Origin of the sequence: Elioraea sp. (genome assembly GCF_051860475.1) — a bacterium.
GTDB lineage: Bacteria > Pseudomonadota > Alphaproteobacteria > Acetobacterales > Acetobacteraceae > Elioraea.
The window spans coordinates 1-4,754 of the sequence record NZ_JBHYDW010000215.1; the positions used below are offsets into that span (position 1 = coordinate 1).

Annotated in this window: 5 protein-coding genes; all 5 read left to right on the plus strand. The window is 72.6% G+C overall.

The genetic code is table 11. The annotated features are described in order from the left end of the window. Nucleotides 1-1,676: arginine--tRNA ligase (gene argS / locus ACTIFU_RS22370; protein ID WP_439580535.1), on the plus strand; the 1,676-nt coding region annotated here is incomplete at its 5' end. A 25-nt stretch (nucleotides 1,677-1,701) separates the two neighbouring features. Continuing rightward, nucleotides 1,702-2,478, plus strand: a complete 777-nt coding sequence (locus tag ACTIFU_RS22375; RefSeq protein ID WP_439580536.1) for an SPOR domain-containing protein — start codon at nucleotides 1,702-1,704, stop codon at nucleotides 2,476-2,478. A gap of 7 nt (nucleotides 2,479-2,485) precedes the next feature. Next, entirely contained in the window at nucleotides 2,486-3,511 is a 1,026-nt protein-coding gene (gene nagZ, locus ACTIFU_RS22380) for a beta-N-acetylhexosaminidase (protein WP_439580537.1), read from the plus strand. Next, nucleotides 3,508-4,206: a site-2 protease family protein gene (locus tag ACTIFU_RS22385; protein ID WP_439580538.1), complete on the plus strand. Its 699-nt coding sequence runs from the start codon at nucleotides 3,508-3,510 to the stop codon at nucleotides 4,204-4,206. Before nagZ ends, ACTIFU_RS22385 begins: the two co-directional genes overlap by 4 nt. Before the next feature lie 106 nt (nucleotides 4,207-4,312). After that, nucleotides 4,313-4,754: segregation and condensation protein A (locus tag ACTIFU_RS22390; RefSeq protein WP_439580539.1), on the plus strand; the 442-nt coding region annotated here is incomplete at its 3' end.

Below are 4,754 nucleotides of genomic sequence, written 5' to 3' on the forward strand. Positions count from 1 at the left end.
GCGACGCGTCGCACGGCGACATCTCCACCAACGCCGCTCTCGTGTTGGCCAAGCCGCTGCGCACCAACCCGCGCGCGCTCGGCGAGACACTCGCCGAGGCCCTGCGCGCGCACCCGGCCGTCGCCGCCGCCTCGGTCGCCGGCCCCGGTTTCGTCAACGTCGCCCTGCGCCCGGAGTTCCTCCAGGACCGGCTCGCCGACATCCTCGCCGCCGGCACCGACTACGGGAACTCGACCATGGGGCGCGGCGTGCGCGTGAACGTCGAATACGTCTCCGCCAACCCGACCGGCCCGCTGCATATCGGCCACTGCCGCGGCGCCGTGGTCGGCGATGCGCTCGCCGCCCTGCTCGCCAAGGCCGGCTACGACGTCACCCGCGAGTACTACATCAACGACGCCGGCGCGCAGGTCGATGCGCTCGCCTGGGCCGCCTACTGGCGCTACCTCCAGGCGCTCGGCACGGCGCTGACGGAAGCCGAGTTCGACGCCCTCGTGCCCGGCGGGCTGCAATACCGCGGCGAGTACCTGGTCCCGGTCGGCGAGGCGCTCGCCCGCCGCCACGGCACCGCACTCGCCGGCCCGAACGCGACACCGGCCGATCCCGCGCGCTGGATCGAGCGTGTGCGCGACGAGACCGTCGCCGCGATGATGGATCTCATCCGCGAGGACCTCGCCGCCCTCGGCGTGCGCCAGGACGCCTTCGCCTCCGAGGCCGCCCTCGTCCGCTCGCGCGCGGTCGAGCGCGTGCTGGCCGAGCTCGAGGCGCGCGACCTGATCCATGTCGGCGTGCTCGAGCCGCCCAAGGGCCAGAAGCCCGACGACTGGGAGCCCAGGCCGCAGACGCTGTTCCGCGCGTCGCGCTTCGGCGACGACACCGACCGGGCGCTCAGGAAGTCCGACGGCTCGAACACCTACTTCGCCAACGACATCGCCTACCACGCCGACAAGATCGCGCGGGGATTCACCCGGCTGATCGATGTCTGGGGTGCGGATCACGGCGGCTACGTCAAGCGCATGCAGGCCGCCGTGCAGGCCGTGGGGCAGGGGACGGCCACGCTGGAGATCGTGCTCTGCCAGATCGTGCACCTGCTGAAGGGCGGCGAGCCGATGCGCATGAGCAAGCGCGCCGGCACCTTCGTCACCCTGCGCGACCTGATCGACGGGGTCGGCCGCGACGTCGTCCGATTCATCATGCTGACGCGAAGGGCGGATGCGCAGATGGAGTTCGACCTCGACAAGGTGCGGCTGGAGACTAAGGACAATCCGGTCTTCTACGTGCAGTACGGACATGCGCGCTGCCGGTCCGTGCTGCGCCACGCAGCCGAGGCGTTCGGGGCCGAGGCCGTCGCACCCGCATCCCTCGCGGCCGCGCCGCGCGACAGCCTGACGGACCCGGCCGAGCTCGCGCTGATCCGCGCCCTGGTCCAGTGGCCGCGCGTGGTCGAGCAGGCGGCTTCCGCAGCCGAGCCTCACCGAATCGCCTTCGCCCTGTATGATGTCGCGGCGACCTTCCACGCGCTGTGGAACAGGGGCCGCGAGGAGACCGAGCTTCGCTTCATCCGCACGGATGCCCGTGAGGAGACGATGGCGCGGCTGGCGCTGGTATCCGCCACCGCCACCGTGATCGCTTCGGGGCTTGCCGTGATGGGGGTGGAGCCGGTCGAGGAGATGCGCTGAGGCGCACGGAGGACGGAGGGCGGGCGTGAGGGCCGGCGACCTCGACATCCCGACGGCACGGTTCGGCCAGCCGGCCTGGCGGCGGCGCGAGAAGCGCGGCCGGCCGCGCGTGCTGTTGCTCGCCCTGGTGGTTGGCGTTCTCGCCTTCATTGCCGCCGTCGCCCTGGTCGGCACCGGCCAGCGCGTCGAGCGCGAGGTGCCGCTGATCGTCGCCGACAACGCGCCGTTCCGTGTCCGCCCGGCCGATCCGGGCGGGATGCAGGTGCCGAACCAGGACCAGCTCATCTATCAGCGCATGGCCGGAGCGCCCGCTGCGCCGGCGGGCCGGCGGATTGAGGTGCTGCTGCCGCCGCCCGAGGCGCCGCTGCCGGTGCCGCGTCCGGTTCCGCCGGCGCCGGAACCGTCCCCCGCGGCGGCCGCGCCCGCCGAGGCGCCGACCGCGCCTGTGACACAACCGGCCGAGGCCGAGGCCGCCCCCGGCCTGCCGCTGCCCCCGCGACCGCCTGCGACGGCAGCGGCTCAGCCCACCGCGCCGGCACCGCCGCGCGCCGAGGGCCCGGTGCAGGTCCAGCTTGCCGCCGTCGGCGCCGAGGCTGCGGTGCAGCCGGAATGGAACCGCCTGCGCACGCGCATGCCCGACCTGCTCGGCAATCACGCCCTCGTCGTCAGCCGCGGCGAGCGCGACGGCCAGCCCTTCTGGCGCGTGCGCACCGGCGGCTTCGCCGATGTCGCGGCCGCGCGCGGCTTCTGCGAGCAGGTGCGCGCGCGGGGCTTCACCTGTTTCGTGGTCGGCGGAACCTGAGGGCAGCGTGGACGAGGATGATGAGGCGCCGCGCGCCGCGATCGTGGGCCTTTCCGGCCTCGAACTCACTCCGGCTGAGCGAAAGATCTTCGCGCGGACCAGACCGCTGGGGGCGATCGTCTTCGCCCGCAACATCGACAACCCGCGCCAACTCGCTGATCTTGCGGTCGAGTTTCGGCTGGCGATCGGTCGGCATGACGCCCCGATCCTGATCGACCAGGAGGGCGGCCGGGTCGCCCGGCTGCGCCCGCCGCACTGGCGCCACCCGCCGCCGGCCTCCGTGTTCGCCGAACTCTACCGGCGCGACCCGATGGCGGCGCGGCGGGCGGCGCATCTGAACGCCCGACTGATCGCCGAGGATCTGGCGGAGGCCGGCATCACCGTGGACTGCGCCCCCGTGCTCGACCTGCCCGCGCGCGGGTCCGATGCGGTGATCGGCGACCGCGCGCACGGCGACGACCACCGGGTCGCCACCGCGCTCGGCCGCACGGTGATCCGTGGCCTCCAGGGCGGCGGCGTGGTGCCGGTCGTGAAGCACTTGCCCGGCCACGGCCGTGCGGTCGCCGACAGCCACGAGACGCTGCCGGTGGTGGATGCGCTGACCAACCAGATCCTCGCCCATGACGCGCGGCCCTTCGCGGCGCTCGCGCGCGAGCGCGCCTGGGGCATGACCGCGCACATCCTGTTCACCGATCTCGACCCCGAGCATCCGGCCACCATCTCTCCGGCCGTGATCGGGTTCATCCGCCGCCGCGTCGGCTTCCGCGGCTTCCTCGTCACCGACGATCTCGCCATGAAGGCGCTGCGCAACCCGCCCGGGCAGCTCGCGCGCGCCGCGATCGCGGCCGGCTGCGATGCCGCGCTGGAGTGCTCGGGCGATCCCGCGCGCACCGAAGAGGTGCTGGCCGAGACGCCGGCGCTGACGCGCGAGGCGGGCCGACGGCTGGACGAGGCGGCGCATTGCGCATTGATCAAGCGGCTGCGGCTCGATCGCGATCGCGCACTTGCCTCGCTCGACGCACTGCTCGCGTGATCGAGTCGATCCTCTGGGGGGTGGCGGTGATCGCCCCCGGCGCGCTGATCGCGATCATCCTGCACGAGGTCGCGCATGGCTGGGCGGCGAACGCGCTCGGCGACCCCACTGCGAAGATGCTGGGGCGGCTGTCGCTGAACCCGGCGCGGCACGTCGATCCGTTCGGGACGATCGCGCTGCCGCTGATCCTGTTCGGCCTGCAATGGATGACGATCGGCCGCGTCGAGTTCCTGTTCGGCTGGGCCAAGCCTGTGCCAGTGAACACGCGGTATTTCCGCAGTCCGCGCCAGGACATGGCGCTGGTCGCGGCGGCCGGACCGGCGATGAACCTTGCCCTCGCCTTCGCGATCGCCGCGATCGGCCATCTGGTGGACATCCCGCCGCGCGCGGTCGGCATCTTCCTCGCCGAGATGATCCTGTTCGCGGTTCAGATCAATCTGCTGCTGATGCTGTTCAACCTGATCCCGGCGCCGCCGCTGGATGGCGGACGCATTCTCGTCGGTCTGCTTCCGCTCGGGCCTGCACGCGCGCTTGCCCGGCTGGAGCACGCCGGCATCTTCATCGTGCTGTTCGGCCTGTTCGTGGTGCCGGCGATCCTGCGCCAGGCCGGCATCCCGTCCGACCCGATCGGGCGCTGGCTGCTGCCGCCGCTGTTCTGGCTCAGGCGGCTGGTGTTCACCGCGGTCGGGCTTTAGAGCGGTTTCCTCATGAGTGGAAACCGCTCTGGGCATTCCTTGCGAGCATCTTCATGCACACGGCTGATTCCAGCCGTGTGCGATCTGCTCTAAACCGGGAGCGGCCATGACCAAGGACGCCGTCACCGAATTCGAGGGCCCGCCGCCGCGGTTCGCGCCGCTCTCCGTCGCGGTCGAGGGGTTCGAGGGGCCGCTCGACCTGCTGCTCGGGCTCGCGCGCGAGCAGAAGGTCGATCTCGCGCGCATCTCGATCCTGGCGCTGGCCGAGCAGTACCTCGCCTGGGTCGAGCAGGCGCGCGCGCTCGATCTCGACCTCGCCGCCGACTTCCTGGTGATGGCGGCGTGGCTCGCCTATCTGAAGTCGCGCCTGCTGCTGCCGCCGACCGAGCGCCCGGCCGACGAGCCGAGCCCGGAGGAGGCGGCCGAGCTGCTCGCCTTCCAGCTCCGCCGGCTCGAGGCGATGCGCGAGGCGGGGGCGGCGCTGATGGCGCGGCCGCGCATCGGGCTCGATGTCTGGCCGCGCGGCGCGCCGGAGGCCCGGGTGGAGA